Source organism: Pseudoalteromonas sp. CST2 (genome assembly GCF_028599385.1).
Classification (GTDB): Bacteria; Pseudomonadota; Gammaproteobacteria; order Enterobacterales; family Alteromonadaceae; genus Pseudoalteromonas; species Pseudoalteromonas atlantica.
The window spans coordinates 12,435-26,645 of record NZ_JAQREO010000011.1 but is presented as its reverse complement, the minus strand read 5'-3'; the positions used below and the strand labels follow the sequence as shown (position 1 = coordinate 26,645).

General features: G+C 42.1%; 13 protein-coding genes and 1 tRNA gene. 8 read left to right on the top strand and 6 right to left on the bottom strand.

From position 1 onward, the window contains the following. Nucleotides 1-218 precede the first annotated feature (218 nt). Nucleotides 219-2,585 carry a P-loop NTPase fold protein gene (locus PSH41_RS14070; protein WP_273589373.1) on the top strand — a complete coding sequence of 789 codons (2,367 nt, stop codon included), beginning with the start codon at nt 219-221 and terminating at the stop codon, nt 2,583-2,585. A gap of 127 nt (nt 2,586-2,712) precedes the next feature. Here the strand turns inward: PSH41_RS14070 and cysQ are convergent, their stop codons facing one another. The 6 genes from cysQ to cysG are packed head-to-tail and all read right to left on the bottom strand — an operon-like array spanning nt 2,713 to nt 9,674. After that, nucleotides 2,713-3,483: a 3'(2'),5'-bisphosphate nucleotidase CysQ gene (gene cysQ, locus PSH41_RS14065; protein ID WP_273589372.1), complete on the bottom strand. Its 771-nt coding sequence runs from the start codon at nt 3,481-3,483 to the stop codon at nt 2,713-2,715. A 5-nt stretch (nt 3,484-3,488) separates the two neighbouring features. Beyond that, the gene (gene cysC / locus PSH41_RS14060) at nt 3,489-4,085 is read right to left on the bottom strand and encodes an adenylyl-sulfate kinase (protein ID WP_273589371.1); all 597 of its coding nucleotides are present in this window, start codon (nt 4,083-4,085) and stop codon (nt 3,489-3,491) included. A gap of 33 nt (nt 4,086-4,118) precedes the next feature. Beyond that, complete coding sequence (locus PSH41_RS14055) at nt 4,119-5,843, bottom strand: SLC13 family permease (protein ID WP_054983400.1); 1,725 nt, start codon at nt 5,841-5,843, stop codon at nt 4,119-4,121. A gap of 31 nt (nt 5,844-5,874) precedes the next feature. Further along, nucleotides 5,875-7,299: a sulfate adenylyltransferase subunit CysN gene (gene cysN, locus PSH41_RS14050; RefSeq protein WP_024032042.1), complete on the bottom strand. Its 1,425-nt coding sequence runs from the start codon at nt 7,297-7,299 to the stop codon at nt 5,875-5,877. Next, nucleotides 7,299-8,198 carry a sulfate adenylyltransferase subunit CysD gene (gene cysD / locus PSH41_RS14045; protein WP_004588199.1) on the bottom strand — a complete coding sequence of 300 codons (900 nt, stop codon included), beginning with the start codon at nt 8,196-8,198 and terminating at the stop codon, nt 7,299-7,301. The genes cysN and cysD overlap by 1 nt, the downstream gene beginning before the upstream one ends. Nucleotides 8,199-8,246: 48 nt before the next feature. Beyond that, a complete protein-coding gene (gene cysG, locus PSH41_RS14040) occupies nt 8,247-9,674 on the bottom strand; it encodes a siroheme synthase CysG (RefSeq protein WP_024032043.1) in 1,428 nt (475 codons plus the stop codon). A gap of 281 nt (nt 9,675-9,955) precedes the next feature. Here cysG and deoC point away from each other — a divergent pair, with 281 nt between their 5' ends. From deoC to rplJ, 7 genes are all read left to right on the top strand, one after another. After that, nucleotides 9,956-10,699 (top strand): deoxyribose-phosphate aldolase, encoded by a 744-nt coding sequence (deoC, locus tag PSH41_RS14035; protein WP_273589370.1) that lies wholly within the window; start codon nt 9,956-9,958, stop codon nt 10,697-10,699. A gap of 149 nt (nt 10,700-10,848) precedes the next feature. Then, nucleotides 10,849-10,925: transfer RNA gene (locus tag PSH41_RS14030), tRNA-Trp, on the top strand. Nucleotides 10,926-11,057: 132 nt separating this feature from the next. Further along, nucleotides 11,058-11,435, top strand: a complete 378-nt coding sequence (gene secE, locus PSH41_RS14025) for a preprotein translocase subunit SecE (protein ID WP_004588203.1) — start codon at nt 11,058-11,060, stop codon at nt 11,433-11,435. 4 nt (nt 11,436-11,439) lie between these two features. Beyond that, the gene (nusG, locus tag PSH41_RS14020; protein WP_024032045.1) at nt 11,440-11,997 is read left to right on the top strand and encodes a transcription termination/antitermination protein NusG; all 558 of its coding nucleotides are present in this window, start codon (nt 11,440-11,442) and stop codon (nt 11,995-11,997) included. A gap of 213 nt (nt 11,998-12,210) precedes the next feature. After that, nucleotides 12,211-12,639 (top strand): 50S ribosomal protein L11, encoded by a 429-nt coding sequence (gene rplK / locus PSH41_RS14015; protein ID WP_004588205.1) that lies wholly within the window; start codon nt 12,211-12,213, stop codon nt 12,637-12,639. Nucleotides 12,640-12,642: 3 nt separating this feature from the next. Continuing rightward, complete coding sequence (gene rplA, locus PSH41_RS14010) at nt 12,643-13,347, top strand: 50S ribosomal protein L1 (RefSeq protein ID WP_004588206.1); 705 nt, start codon at nt 12,643-12,645, stop codon at nt 13,345-13,347. 323 nt (nt 13,348-13,670) lie between these two features. Further along, entirely contained in the window at nt 13,671-14,165 is a 495-nt protein-coding gene (rplJ, locus tag PSH41_RS14005; protein ID WP_024032046.1) for a 50S ribosomal protein L10, read from the top strand. Nucleotides 14,166-14,211 lie beyond the last annotated feature (46 nt).

The window sequence follows — 14,211 nt, the reverse complement described above, 5'->3', positions numbered from 1 at the left end:
TGCACCAAAAGTGTCATGAATACGAAACAGCGCTGTAAAAATAAACAAATACCCGAACCACCACAGTTGTAGGTTGGGTAGAGCGAAGCGAAACCCAACACGCCATAGCGTCATTCGAGCGGTAAAGCCAAGAGGCGGATTTATTTATTAAACTTGCTTATTCAATAATGTTCAATTGATATACACTGGCAAGGTAACGTATTGATAAGGATATTAAGTTGTCACAAGTTAAAACTCTCCCTATTACAGCCACACGCTGGCTTTCCCTTTTATTGTGCGCAATTACCGCCGCAACAATTACTGTATTTTTAAGCAAAGCCGGTTTTGTACAAAAGTCATATTCAAGTTTAGGCGCTATTTTAAATGCGAGTCCTGCTTTGCATTACAGCAGCGCTTTTTTAGCCGGTATTGGCATAAAGCTGCTGCTTGATAAGTTTTATATATCGCACCCCAAACGCGGTATTGGGTTTAGCTGGCGATATCCACCAGTGACAATTGCAGTGTGGTTATCAGTAGCAGCATTACTTGTTTATCTTTTTGTGAATGTGGCTTATAGACCGTATTTTCTTGACGGTGCTCTACTTTTTTCTAGTTTGAAGTTTTTACACATCACTCTATTTTCATCTGCATTATTTGTTGTGTTTCAAGAGACCAAAGAGAAAGCCAAAAAGTTGGGCGGCAAGTCGTGGTTTATCTTATTCGCTATTTTAGTAATACTCTTGCTTGCATCCGGTTATTATCAAACACCATGGCCGCTTATTATTACGTTCACTTTGCTTTACTGCCTTTTGGCTATTTTAAGGTTGCGAACTAGCAGCGAGATAAAACAAACGCACAATGAAGGCAGTTCTATTGGAGTTAATTTAGGTGATGATTTTAACGATTTAGATGATTTCAGAGAGTGGTTTAAAGATGACACAACTATTAAAAGTAAAGAAAAGTTAGAGTCCGACCTACAGGTGTATGCAAAGCGTATCACCGAGCGACTGCGTAACGGAGGTGATGATTATGAAGAAAACTTGGCGCAGCACATAGCGCTATGTGGACCATACGGTTGCGGAAAAAGTAGCATTGTCGCAGCACTAGCAAGCGAGCTTAAAAAGCCTAAGCAGGTAAAATTAGAGTCATCTGATAAAGAAAAGCTAACAGTAAAACAACAAAACAAGGTTAATTGGATACACAGCGATATATCTACGTGGGGTGCAGCCAGCGGTAGTGTTGCGCATGTGATACTTAGTCATGTTATCGATGACATAAGTCAGTATATTGATATGTGCGCATTTCGTACGCTACCTAAGCATTATACCGAAGCCCTAAAATCGGGTGGTAGCATATTTCAATTCGCTTCTACATTACTTGCAGGGCCTGTTGATACAGATATACGCTTTCAAAAACTTAATGATGTTCTTGAAATAACCAATCATAAATTACTGATCACCCTCCAAGACGTTGACCGTGGTACTGATGAAGAAAGTGAAAAGCGGCTAAATGATATCGCTGCACTGTTGGATAGGTTAAAGAAAAAAAGGTTAAGTCAAATTAATTTCATTATAGCAATGGGAAACAATAGGTTAGAGCACATAGATGTATTAAGTAAAGTAGCTGATCATTTAGAGACAATACTAACATTTGACTGTTCCAAACTTATTATTAAGTGGTGGAGGCTTAATATTGAAAAGCTTTATAGCAATCAGATGAAGCTTACTGAACATTTGCAGTTTAATGATATACAAAGCTTATTAAGAAGAGAAGCAACATATTTTAATGCTGTGACTTCTAAAGCTCCAAATTTAGCAAATAACTTAATTCACTCTATACGCATGTTAAAACGAATTATGAGGAGAGTAGATAGCTGTTGGGTTGAAGGCAAGTTGCTTGGTGAGGTTGATTTTAATACTTTACTTTTATTAATAGTCTTAAGGGAGACTAGTCCAAGTACATTTAATTATTTGGTTACTGAATACAGAAAAGCTCAAGATTTATCGCCTTTTGAGTATGGTTCACAAGTTGGGAGTTTGGAATACATAATGAAAAATATTGAGCAACTATCAGAAGATACTTTTGTGTATCATGCTAATGAATTGTTAAGGGAAATATTAGATATAGGTAAGCACCAATCTAAAAGCAGTATCTTAAAAACTCAAAAACTACAGAATAAACTTAAAACAGTTAACTACTTAGATCGTATAGTGCTTGAAAACCTTCCTGTAACAGAGCTAAGAGACCAAGATGTTATTAATGAATTTCTTCAAGCAGACTCAAACTCAATTGATGTATTAGCAGATAAAATTTTATCGGATGAGAGGTGGCTTGTTTCATTTGAAAGATTTGAAAGTATTTTCCTTTTGGACGATTCTAATGATATATGGAAGTTATTGGCATTAGCTTTACTTGGTAATCCAGAGGCTGACAATGCGAAGCTATTGTATAGAGGGAATGCTTTTGAGAAACTTTTAAAGAAATGTATCAACTCAGAAGATGATCTTAAGATGGTCGTAGAGAAGTTGCCTTCCGAGCATGAGCTTGCAAAGAAATTAACGGAGTGGTTTAAAAGAATCGAAAACATTCAAGAAGGTCGTATCTGAGAGTTTTTTGAGCACTTTATCACTATGAAAAAGTAGTGCTTGTTGGGTTTCGTTCCACTCAACCCAACCTACGGTGTTTAGGTTTACATTGAGCTGCTCGTGGCTAACAGCTCGAAGCTCTTAGCTTTTATTCTTCCACCGCACTCACTACAAAATACGGATTCAAATACTCATCTTTGGTGTTATAAATAAGCGGGCTGCCATCGAGCTTGGTTACTTTAGCGCCGGCTATTTCAGCAATAGCATGGCCAGCACCCGTATCCCACTCACAGGTTGGGCCTAAGCGCGGGTAAATATCGGCGCTGCCTTCGGCCACTAAACATAATTTTAGTGAGCTGCCTTTTGAGACCATTTCAACGTCGTCAAAGCGTTTTACAAACTCGGCTAAATCGGGTGATGGGTGTGAGCGGCTGCCAACCACGCGGATTAACCCTTTATTAGGTTTGGTGGTTACTTTAAGCTCAATACGCTCATCGCCTTTGTCTTTAAACGCGCCAATGTCGTTACTGGCTAAGTACGATACACCAAGCGCGGGCGCATCAACGACAGCAAGCACAGGTTTGCCGTTTTCGATTAGGGCTATATTTACGGTAAATTCGCCGTTCTTTTTAATAAACTCTTTAGTGCCGTCGATTGGGTCTACTAACCAGTAGCTTTTCCATGTTTGACGAATGTCCCAGCTTATATCAGCGCTTTCTTCGCTAAGTATAGGTGTGTCGGGGGTGAGCTGTTTTAGCCCTGTCACAATGACTTTATGAGCTGCTAAGTCGGCGTCGGTTACTGGGCTTTCATCGGCTTTGTATTCAACGTTAAAGTCCTTTTCGTAAATCCCCATTATGGCTTGGCCTGCTTTGCGGGCAAGGTTGAGGGTTTCTTCTAGTAGCTCGGTTTGGTTCATTGGGGTTAACCTATAATATGCTTTTGTTTTAGATACGTTATCAGTTGTGTAACCGATTGGTCTAGGGTGTTTTTACTGGTATCTAAAATTATTTCTGGGTTGTTGGGTGCTTCGTAGCTTGAGTCGATACCAGTAAAGTGTTTAATCTCACCTGCGCGGGCTTTTTTGTATAAGCCTTTAGGGTCGCGGCTTTCGCATACATCAAGCGGGGTATCTATAAATACTTCAATAAACTCGCCGTCATCTACTAGGTTGCGCACCATGTCGCGCTCTGCTCTAAATGGCGAGATAAACGCGGTAAGCACTAATAGGCCGGCATCGGTCATTAGTTTTGCGGTTTCGCCAACGCGGCGTATGTTTTCGATGCGGTCTTCGTCGCTAAAGCCAAGGTCTTTACATAAGCCGTGACGTACGTTGTCGCCATCAAGCAGGTAAGTGTGCGCACCTTGCTGATTAAGCGCCGCTTCTAGTGCGTTGGCTACGGTGCTTTTGCCAGAGCCAGAAAAACCGGTAAACCATAAAATGGCCGGTTTATGCTTTTTTTGCTCACTACGCTGTGCTTTTGTGGTTGCGTAGTTATGCCAAACAATATTTTCATCCATAGTGGTGTGTCTCTTGTACTGTAAGCGCCCGTATTAAAAAGGAAATACGAGCGGGATCAAGGTTAATACCGTGATTGAATAAATAATAGAAAGGGGCAAGCCCATTGTTATGTAATCTTTTAAGCGGTAGTTACCCGCGCTGTAAACCATAAGGTTTGTTTGATACCCAAACGGCGATATAAAACTGGCAGATGCACCAAACGCTACCGCCATAATAAAGGGTAGTGGGTCTACATTAAAACCCACTGCTAGCGAGTAAGCCACAGGGAATGAAAGCGCTGCTGCGGCATTATTAGTAATAAGCTCGGTGAATAATACGGTCATTAAAAATATGGCGATAAACGCGCCATAAGGGCCAAAATCACCTAGTACCATAAATAGGGCATCTGATATTTGCCCGGCAAGCCCGGTTTCTATCATTAATTTAGCAAGCCCTATGGCACTGCCTACAACGGCGAGTAGCTCAATGGGAAAGCGACGTTTTACTTCGCTCAGTTTAACTGTACCGCTAAGCAATAAGCCAATGAGTAACACCAGCAGGCCTTTTACTAAAGGAACTATACCTACAATGCTTAACCCTAATACCGCGGCAAAGCCTGCCAATACAATATTAGATTGTTTAGGTTTTAGGTGTGTTTGTAAGTCAAACCCCGATATATACACAAATTCGCGGTTTAAATTAGGTAATGAGTAAAAGTTTTTACCGGGAGCGAGTATTAAGGAGTCGCCGGCTTGCAATTGCACTTGCCCAAGGCCGCCTTGTAAGCGATCGTGCCCTCGGCGGATGGCAATAACAGCGGCATGAAACTGCTCTCTAAAACGGGCCTCTTTTACGGTTTTGCCAATAAACTTTGATGATTGGCTTACAACCACTTCAACTAAGTGTTCTATGTCTTTTTCGTGGTTGTCGTGCACCACTTTTAATCCGTCAAAGCGTCTTAATAAGGGCACCGATTTAATATCGCCAACAAACAGCAGTACGTCGTTTTGTCTAATAATTTGCTGAGGTGTTACTGCGTATATGCGCTCATCGCCACGAATAATTTCGGCGAGAAATAAATCTTTTAAATCGCGTAGGCCGTTTTCTTCTACGGTGCGGCCAATAAGTTTAGAGTCTGCCTGCACTTTTCCCTCTAAGTAAAAGGGAATAACCTCTTGTGTGTTTTTGCCGTTGTCGGGCAGGTATTTGAGCATCACTAAAATAGTAATGAGGCCCACACTTAATGCGCCAATGCCCACTAAGGTAAAATCAAAAAAGCCCAGTGGCGCCATGCCTGCATCTACGGCAAAACCGTTCACTATTAAATTGGTTGATGTACCAATAAGTGTAATGGTGCCGCCTAATATAGCGGTGTACGACAGCGGTAATAGTAGCTTTGAGGGTGAATGATTTGGGTTGTCTTTTATAGCGGTGATAAGCGATGCCACAACCGCGGTATTGTTAGTAAATGACGATAAAAACGCGGTTGATAAACCAAGCTTTGTTACCGACTTTACTAAGCTCCCTTTAGATAACGATTGGGAAAGCTGTTGTATGAGTGTGGTTTTTTCAATAGCGATTGAAACCAGCACTAATAATACGAGGGTAATGAGCGACGGGTTTGCGTAGTTTACTAACATGCTTTCAAGGTCAATCAGGCCTGTTAAATAACCCGTACCAATAGCACTTACAAATAACCATGCTGGATTAATGCGGGTGCCAAAAAGGCACCCAACTAAAGTAAGCATAATGCCTGTTAAAACGAGCTGCTCTACCATGCTTTTATATTCCTAACAGACATTTTTATACTTACAGTTTTGAAATATCAAGCGCTTGCCAATGTGGGAAGTGCTTGCGTACTAAGCTATTAAACTCAATTTCAAAGTCGCTGAAATCGCTGTTTTGTTTTTCGCTTTTTAGTACTTGCTCAATCATACCTGCGGCAACCGTTAAGTTAGATAAACGGTCGATAAGGATAAATGAGCCAGTTTCGTGGTTGTTGTGATACTCATCAGCTAATATTGTTTCGCTTAGTTCAAGCGTGACAATGGCAATTTCGTTTAGCTGAAGTGAATCGGCTGTGCCGTGCTCTAAGGTATTTACATCAATAGTGTGGTCAATCTTTTTAACCACGGCTGATGTATTTTTGCTACCTAGTTTAATATTGTAGCTTTTACCTAGTACCAGCGGCTCTTCGTGCATCCACACAAGTTTAGCTTGTATAAGATTAGTAACCGTTGCACTTGAGCTTTGCGGCACAATGACATCGCCGCGGCTAATATCAATTTCGCTATTTAGGGTAACGGTAATTGCTTGGCCGGCCTCTGCGTGATCTAGGTTGCCATTAAAGGTCACAATTTCTTTAATACTTGATGTTTTACCTGACGGTAATACTTTTATTGCATCGCCAACTTGTAATTTACCTGATGCCAATGTGCCCTGAAAACCACGGAAGTTTAAGTTAGGGCGCACTACATATTGCACTGGCAAGCGTGCTTCAAAGCCGGTATCGGTTTCGGCCGCTGGTGAGTCTTCTAAAAGCTCAAGCAATGGCTTGTCGGTGTAATAAGGCGTATGTGCAGAGCGTGTTACTACGTTGTCGCCTTTAAGCGCCGACATAGGCACAAACTTAATGTTTGATACGTTAAGTTGCTCAGCAAATTTAAGGTAATCGGCTTTAATTTTTTCATAAACGGTTTCGTCAAAATCAACGATATCCATTTTATTAATCGCGACCACAAACTGTTTAATACCTAGCGAGTCACAAATAAAGCTATGACGCTTAGTTTGTACTTGCACACCGTAGCGGGCATCAACCAAAATAATGGCTACATCGCTTGTTGATGCGCCTGTTACCATGTTGCGTGTGTATTGCTCGTGCCCTGGGGTGTCGGCAATAATAAATTTACGCTTAGCCGTTGAAAAATAACGGTACGCTACGTCAATAGTAATGCCTTGCTCGCGCTCAGCTTGTAGGCCATCTACTAGTAGCGCTAAGTCTAGCTCTTCGCCTGCGTTACCTACTTTTTCGTTATCTTTATGAAGAGCTGCTAGCTGATCTTCATAAATTTGGTGACTGTCGTGCAGTAGGCGGCCAATCAGTGTTGATTTACCGTCATCTACGCTGCCACAGGTAAGCATACGCAATAAGCTTTTATCTTGTTGGCGTGCTAGGTAGGCGTCTATGCCAATCTCTTTTACTTCGTTAATGGTGTCGTTAGTATTGGTAGACATTAGAAATACCCCTCACGTTTTTTCTTCTCCATTGAGCCTGCTGAGTCGTGATCTATTACACGGCCTTCACGTTCAGATGACGTAGATAGCAGCATTTCTTCAATAATTTCTGTTAGGTTACTGGCTGTAGATTCAACTGCACCGGTAAGTGGGTAACAGCCTAAAGTACGAAAACGTACCGACTTCATTTGTGGTACTTCACCTTCAGCAAGTGGCATGCGCTCATCGTCAACCATAATTAAGGTGCCGTCGCGCTCTACTACTGGGCGCTCTTTCGCTAAATAAAGCGGAACCATTTCAATGTTTTCTTGGTAAATGTATTGCCAAATATCAAGCTCAGTCCAGTTAGACAGTGGGAATACACGAATGCTCTCACCTGGGTTAACTTGGCTGTTGTAAGTATTCCAAAGCTCTGGACGTTGGTTTTTAGGGTCCCAGCGGTGGTGTTTATCGCGGAACGAGTAAACACGCTCTTTAGCGCGAGACTTTTCTTCATCGCGGCGTGCGCCACCAAATGCAGCATCAAAGCCGTATTTATCTAGCGCTTGCTTTAAGCCTTGGGTTTTCATTATGTCGGTATGTTTACCCGAGCCATGCTCAAACGGGCTAATACCCATTGCCATACCTTCTGGGTTTTTGTGTACCAGCAGGTCAAAACCGTATTCTTTTGCAAGGCGATCGCGAAACTCAATCATTTCACGAAACTTCCAGTTGGTGTCTACGTGTAATAACGGAAACGGAATTTTTGCAGGGTAAAATGCTTTACGCGCTAAGTGCAAAAGTACCGATGAATCTTTACCAATAGAGTAAAGCATTACTGGGTTCTCAAACTCAGCGGCGACTTCGCGCATGATTTTGATACTTTCAGCTTCAAGTTGCTGAAGGTGAGTTAAAGCCATTGTTAGTCGTCCTACTAAAATGATTAAAAGTGATTAAGTAAAATATAATTATGTATTTGATACGCCGGTTAGCGGCTGAGCAAAGCTACTGGTTTGCTCGTTTTGGCCAAACCACGCAAGCTGCGAGTGCAGGGCGGCTACTTCGCCAATAATAAGTAATGCTGGCGATACAACACTGTTGCGTTCTATTAAATCTGCAAGCTCACCTAATTGCCCCGTAACAACACGCTGGTTTTTACGCGTGCCGTTTTCGATTATGGCAACTGGCGTATTAGCGCTGCGGCCATGTTTTAAAAGCTGAGCCTGTATATGTGGCGATTTAATAACGCCCATATAAATAGCTAAAGTTTGATGCGCTTTAGCAAGCGATTGCCAATCGAGTTCTTGGCCATCTTTTTTACAATGCCCTGTTACAAACTGGATGGCTTGTGCGTGGTCGCGGTGAGTAAGCGGAATACCCGCATACGCGCTACAACCAGCGGCGGCAGTTATACCCGGTACTATTTGATAATTAACGTTATTGGCAGCCAGTACTTGTACTTCTTCGCCACCACGGCCGTAAATAAAAGGGTCGCCGCCTTTAATGCGGCATACTTTTTTGCCTTGCTTGGCAAAATCAACCAGCATTTGGTTGGTATCTTCTTGCGCTACACTGTGATCGCCCATACGCTTACCTACACAGACTAAATCGGCATCACGGCGTACTAATTCCATAATTTCATCAGACACTAAATAGTCGTATACAACGACATCGGCTTGCTGCATTAACTGCAATGCTTTAAGTGTTAAAAGCTCAGGGTCGCCTGGGCCTGCACCCACTACATACACTTCGCCTTCTGGCTCGGCTTTGGCATCAAGCATTTGCTCTAGTTGTGCTTGTGCTGCATCGGTATTACCCGTTTGCACTTTGCTTACGACTGATGAATCAAACACGCCTTCCCAAAATTGGCGGCGATCAGCAAAGTGCTTAAAGCGCTGTTTTACTTTGTCTCTAAAACTGCCAACTAAAGTAGCCAGTGGGCCAATGTGTTGTGGGATTAACGTTTCGAGCTTTTCACGTAGTCGCCGAGCAAGTACTGGCGCGGTGCCTGCACTTGAAATAGCTATGGTTATTGGATCACGGTCTACAATTGATGGGAATATAAACGTACATTTAGGTTGGTCATCAACCACATTTACAAATACATTGCGTGCGTTTGCTAGCTCAAATACATTGTTGTTTACTTCGTCTAAGTCTGTGGCTGCTATAACCAGCATTTTGCCATCAAGGTGCGACTCATCAAAATAGGCATCAATAAGCGTTACTTCATTGTTTTGTGCATGTTCTTTTAGTTCATCACAAAACCAAGGTGCCACTAAGGTTACATTTGCGCGGGCTTTTAAAAACGCGCGACATTTGCGTAATGCGACCTCTCCACCGCCAACAACCAGCACGGGTTTGTTGTCGAGTTTGGTAAAGATAGGTAAATACTGCACGTGGTTAACACCTCTAAGTAAAATCTAAAATAAAACGCTATTGAGCAGGGGGCAGAATATAGCGCGCACTAGTAAGTAAAAAATAATTAAAACCAAGTTTATATAACCAAAAGTTATAATGGGTGGTTGTTTTAGGTTTAAGCCTTAATCTATAGGGGATTAACGCGCATTACACGCAAAATAATGTGCTTATAGTGTTTGGTTATGAGCTATAGCGAGATTACGTTAATTTGTTACTATGACGCTAAACCTAATTTATCGCCTACTTAAAGGGATTACGTATGACTGAACAACACAACGATGCACACTTAGCTGTGTCGCTTATGGATTTAACAAGCCTAAACACCTCAGACACGGCCAGTGATATTCAGCAGCTTGTAAATAGTATTAACCCTAAGTTGGGCACGCCTGCTGCAGTATGCGTTTACAGTGATTTTGTAGATGATGCAAAAATAGCACTGGCTGCGTGTGAGCTTAACCATGTAAAAGTAGCAACGGTTACAAATTTTCCTAGTGGTGATGCGCCACTGAGCGATGTGATAAACGAAACACTGATAGCAATTGAGCGCGGCGCGGATGAAATAGATTTAGTGATCCCGTATAAAGCACTTATTGCTGGCGAGCACAGCAAAGTGCTGGAGTATGTAACTCAAAGTAAAAAAGCCTGTGGTACAAAAGCGCAATTAAAAGTAATTATAGAAAGTGGCGAACTTAAAACTGCAGAGCTAATCACTAAAGCGACAAACTTAGCTATTCAAGGCGGGGCTGATTTTGTAAAAACCAGCACAGGTAAAGTGGCTGTAAATGCAACGATTGACGCAACAAACGTGATGCTCAGCACTATTAAACAATCGGGTAAGGTTGTTGGTTTTAAAGCCGCAGGCGGAGTTAAAACCGTTACTGATGCAAAGGAGTATTTAGCACTGACACGCTCAATTATGGGCGATGACTACTTACAAGCCGCTACATTTAGGTTTGGCGCATCAAGCTTACTAAGTGATGTATATAAAGTATTAGAAAAATAACCATTAAATTAAGCACTACGCCTTTATATAAGAGAGTAAATGATTGGCAGGCGAAACAATAATGGAATTAATTAATTAGATTTTCCTATGTGGGTATCTTTTAGGCTTGTGTTAATGATTTGCGTAAGTATAATAGGCATCCACTTTGCAGGGGCGTAGTTCCAATTGGTAGAACAGCGGTCTCCAAAACCGACGGTTGGGAGTTCGAATCTCTCCGCCCCTGCCATTTTTACTCATAAGTTGAGTAAGTCTGGGGTTAAAAATCGGTTTAAATAAGTCTGTTTTTAAGTTTAGATTTTAATGGATTAACCCTGCCGTTGTGTAGGGTTGTTGTGTCTGTAGTTAAGGTAATAATATTATGAGCACGAATGTAGAAACACCATCAAGTGCGATGGAGTCGGTAAAGTGGTTAGTAGCAATCGCGCTACTTGCAGGCGCAGTTGTTGGTAATCACATGTTTGCAGATCAGTCTGTATTACTACGTGCAATTGGCGTTGTGGTTGCTATAGCAGCAGGTTTAGGTATTGCCTCGCAAACCGCTAAAGGCCGTGACTTTTTAGCATTTGCTAAAGAAGCACGCATTGAAGTACGTAAAGTTGTTTGGCCAACGCGCCAAGAAACTACCCACACGACATTAATCGTAATGGTTGCAACAGTGATTATGGCGCTTATCCTTTGGGGATTAGATGGCATTTTATTCCGCGCTGTAGGCTTTTTAACTGGATTGGAGATCTGATCCCATGTCGGATGAGAACAAAGAAATTAAATTACGCTGGTACGTTGTACAAGCATTCTCTGGTTACGAAAAGCGTGTAGCGCAAACGTTATCAGAGCACATTAAAATTGAAGGTCTTGAAGAGAGCTTTGGTGAAATATTAGTACCAACAGAAGAAGTTGTTGAGATGCGCGCCGGTCAAAAGCGTAAATCTGAGCGTAAATTCTTCCCAGGTTACGTACTAGTACAAATGGACATGAACGATGCAAGCTGGCACTTAGTGAACAGCACTGAACGTGTAATGGGCTTTATTGGTGGTACTTCTGACCGCCCAGCGCCTATTAGTTCTAAAGAAGCAGAACGCATTCTTAACCGTCTTCAAGAAAACGCTGAAGCACCTAAACCAGCTACATTATTTGAGCCAGGTGAAGTTGTTCGTGTTACTGATGGTCCATTTGCTGACTTTAGCGGTGTTGTTGAAGAAGTTGACTACGAAAAGAGCCGCGTGAAAGTGTCGGTACTTATTTTTGGTCGTTCTACACCGGTTGAACTTGAATTTGGTCAAGTTGAACAAGATAAGTAATTGATTAAAAAAGCTTCGCCATTATTTACTTAAATTTTGGCACGAAGCTTGAAAAAGGCCGCTGATTAACTTATAATCAGCGGCCTTTTTGTATTAAGGCAAAAATTTATTTTTGCTCGCAAAAAGTACGAAACCAATTTTTAAACTGGGAAGCCGTTAGAGTACGCGTCCTCGCGCGCACAAGGCTAAGACCCACCAAATGAGGTATTTATAATGGCTAAAAAAGTTGAAGCTTTAATCAAGCTACAAGTTGCCGCTGGTATGGCTAATCCTAGTCCTCCAGTAGGTCCTGCACTAGGTCAACACGGTGTAAACATCATGGAATTCTGTAAAGCGTTTAACGCGCGTACAGAGTCTATCGAAAAAGGCGCTCCAGTTCCTGTAGTGATCTCTGTTTACGGTGACCGTTCATTTACGTTCGATATGAAAACGCCACCTGCTGCTTACTTACTTAAGAAAGCTGCTGGTATCAAATCAGGCTCAGGCCGTCCTAACACTGAAAAAGTAGGCACAGTAACTCGTGCTCAACTTGAAGAGATCGTTGAGACAAAACGAGCTGACCTTACAGCGGCTGATATGGACGCTGCGGTTCGCACTATCGCAGGTTCTGCGCGTGCGATGGGCTTGAACGTAGAGGACTAAGAAATGGCTAAATTAACTAAACGTATGCGTACTATCCGCGAAAAAGTGGAAGTAACTAAAGATTACGAAATCAATGAAGCAGTTGCGCTTTTAAAAGAGTTAGCGACAGCTAAATTCGTAGAAAGTGTTGACGTTGCTGTTAACCTTGGTATTGACGCTCGTAAATCTGACCAGAACGTTCGTGGTGCAACTGTACTACCTAACGGTACTGGCCGTGATGTTCGTGTTGCTGTATTCACTCAAGGCGCTAATGCAGAAGCTGCAAAAGAAGCCGGTGCTGAATTAGTAGGCATGGAAGATCTTGCTGAACTAGTTAAGAAAGGCGAGATGGATTTTGACGTTGTTGTTGCATCACCAGACGCTATGCGTGTTGTTGGTCAACTAGGTCAAATCTTAGGTCCACGTGGTCTTATGCCTAACCCTAAAACTGGTACTGTAACGCCTAACGTTGCAGAAGCAGTTAAAAATGCGAAAGCAGGTCAAGTACGTTACCGTAATGACAAAAATGGTATCATCCATACTACTATCGGTAAGGTTGATTTCACTGCTGAGCAACTTCAACAAAACCTTGAAGCTCTAATCGTTGCGCTTAAGAAGGCTAAACCTTCTCAAGCTAAAGGTGTTTACGTTAAGAAAGTAACCATCTCTACAACAATGGGCGCAGGTGTTGCTGTTGACCAAAACACTTTAAGCACTTCTGTAGCTTAATAGGTGTTTACATGGCGTGAAATTTGTACTATAATTTTGCGCCATTTTGTTGAATAATTTATTATTTAACAAGTAAAGAATTCGGGTTGAAGTCCATAATTTCGCTAAGCTCTTGAGTGATGCGATAAATTGGGCTTCCGTCCAAGACCGTAGGCGGCTTCGGCCTTAATATTACCTACGTAGACGGTGTGAATCCCCAGATAGATTTTTCCTAATCTCTTCTGGCTCTCGCCGTAAAAAGCATCTCTATCAAGTTTGTTGATAGGGAAGAGTAAAACAGGGAAGCCGAGTGTCGGTGACCCATTAAACCAGGAGTAACACCCATGGCTTTAAATCTTCAAGGCAAAAAAGCAATTGTTGCTGAAGTCAACGAAGCAGCCAATGGTGCTCTTTCTGCAGTTGTTGCAGATTCTCGTGGTGTAGCAGTAGGCGCAATTACAGCCCTTCGTAAAGAAGCTCGTGAAGCTGGTGTATGGATGAAAGTTGTTCGTAACACTCTAGCAAAACGTGCTGTTGAAGGTACTGAATTTGAATGTCTATCTGATTCGTTAGTTGGTCCAAGCTTAATCGCTTTCTCATCAGAGCACCCTGGTGCTGCTGCGCGTATCTTCGCAGATTTCGCGAAAAAGAATGAGAAATTCGAAGTTAAAACGGCCGCTTTTGAAGGAAATGTTGTAGATGCAGCAATGCTTGCTACATTACCTACATACGATGAAGCTGTTGCACGCTTAATGAGCGCTATGAAAGAAGCGTCTGCTGGCAAATTGTGTAAAACAATTGAAGCAGTACGTGTACAGAAAGAAGAGCAAGCTGCTTAATTTTAAGCTGTTTAACCTCTCTTTCGGTGTAAATTTATTTGGACCT

Excerpts from the sequence above, each read along its gene's own strand:
- cysQ (WP_273589372.1), bottom strand. The coding sequence starts at position 3,483 with ATGAACCAAACCGAGCTACTAGAAGAAACCCTCAACCTTGCCCGCAAA.
- rplJ (WP_024032046.1), top strand. The coding sequence starts at position 13,671 with ATGGCTTTAAATCTTCAAGGCAAAAAAGCAATTGTTGCTGAAGTCAAC.
- cysN (WP_024032042.1), bottom strand. The coding sequence starts at position 7,299 with ATGTCTACCAATACTAACGACACCATTAACGAAGTAAAAGAGATTGGC.
- deoC (WP_273589370.1), top strand. The coding sequence starts at position 9,956 with ATGACTGAACAACACAACGATGCACACTTAGCTGTGTCGCTTATGGAT.
- rplA (WP_004588206.1), top strand. The coding sequence starts at position 12,643 with ATGGCTAAATTAACTAAACGTATGCGTACTATCCGCGAAAAAGTGGAA.
- cysC (WP_273589371.1), bottom strand. The coding sequence starts at position 4,085 with ATGGATGAAAATATTGTTTGGCATAACTACGCAACCACAAAAGCACAG.
- cysD (WP_004588199.1), bottom strand. The coding sequence starts at position 8,198 with ATGGCTTTAACTCACCTTCAGCAACTTGAAGCTGAAAGTATCAAAATC.
- secE (WP_004588203.1), top strand. The coding sequence starts at position 11,058 with ATGAGCACGAATGTAGAAACACCATCAAGTGCGATGGAGTCGGTAAAG.
- PSH41_RS14055 (WP_054983400.1), bottom strand. The coding sequence starts at position 5,843 with ATGGTAGAGCAGCTCGTTTTAACAGGCATTATGCTTACTTTAGTTGGG.
- rplK (WP_004588205.1), top strand. The coding sequence starts at position 12,211 with ATGGCTAAAAAAGTTGAAGCTTTAATCAAGCTACAAGTTGCCGCTGGT.
- nusG (WP_024032045.1), top strand. The coding sequence starts at position 11,440 with ATGTCGGATGAGAACAAAGAAATTAAATTACGCTGGTACGTTGTACAA.